We start from the raw sequence: 1,032 nt of genomic DNA on the forward strand, positions 1-1,032 counted from the left end.
TGAACCGTGCCGGGGTCGGTGGAGGCTCTATGGACTGGCTCCAGCCGCCGGTTGCGGCTGGTGCTGAGCGTAGTAGGTGGCTTCGCATTCGGCGGGCGGGATGTCGCCGATCGCGGTGTGGATGCGGTGGTGGTTGAACCAGTCGACCCATTCCGCGGTGGCGACCTCGACCTCGGCGAGGGTCTTCCAGGGAGTACGGGGTTTGATCAGTTCGGTCTTGAACAGGCCGATCTGAGATTCCATGAGCGCGTTGTCCAGGGCGTCACCGACGCTGCCGATCGAGGCGTCGAGACCGGCGGCCACCAGGTGCATGGTGAAAGCGAAGGACGTGTACTGGCTGCCGGCGTCGGAGTGATGTATCAGCCCGGGCCCGGCCGGCGTGCCGGCCCGGTCGCGTCGCCACAGCGCCATGTCGAGAGCGTCCAGGACGAGCTTGGCTCGTTTGCTGGTGGCCGCTGACCAGCCGACGATCGTGCGGGAGTACACGTCGACTACGAAGGCGACGTAGACCACGCCGTTCCAGGTGCGCACGTGGGTGAAGTCCGCGACCCACCGCTGGTTGGGGCCACGCGCGGTGAAGTCGCGATTCAGCAGGTCAGCGGCCCGCTCGTGTCCCTCGTCGCGCACCGTGGTGCGGATCTTCCTTCCACGTCTGGCGCCCTGAAGGCCGAGTTCACGCATCAGCCGGGCCACGGTGCAACGGGCCACCGGTATGCCCTCACGGTCCAGTTGCCGCCACACCTTCCGGATGCCGTAGACGCCGTAGTTGTCGGCGTGGACGCGGCCGATGTGCTCCTTCAGTTCTGTGTCCCGGACGGATCGGAGGCTGGGCGGGCGGTTCTTGGCCGCGTAGTAGGTGCTGGTTGCGATCTGCAGTCCGTGTCCGGTCAGGACACGGCAGATCGGCTCGACACCGAACACCTGCTTGAACTCGTCGATGAAGGCTACGAGCGCCTGTGTGGCCGGTCGAGCTCGGCCGCGAAGAAAGCCGATGCGGCCTTGAGGATCTCGTTCGCCCTCTTCAGCTCGGCG

Annotated in this window: 1 protein-coding gene; it reads right to left on the bottom strand. The window is 66.5% G+C overall.

The features are described 5' to 3' along the window. Nucleotides 1-27: 27 nt before the first annotated feature. On the bottom strand, nt 28-1,032 hold a 1,005-nt coding region (locus tag RM572_RS28560), incomplete at its 5' end, for an IS3 family transposase (RefSeq protein WP_311676275.1).

It is taken from the genome of Streptomyces hazeniae (assembly GCF_031845485.1).
Taxonomy (GTDB): domain Bacteria; phylum Actinomycetota; class Actinomycetes; order Streptomycetales; family Streptomycetaceae; genus Streptomyces; species Streptomyces hazeniae.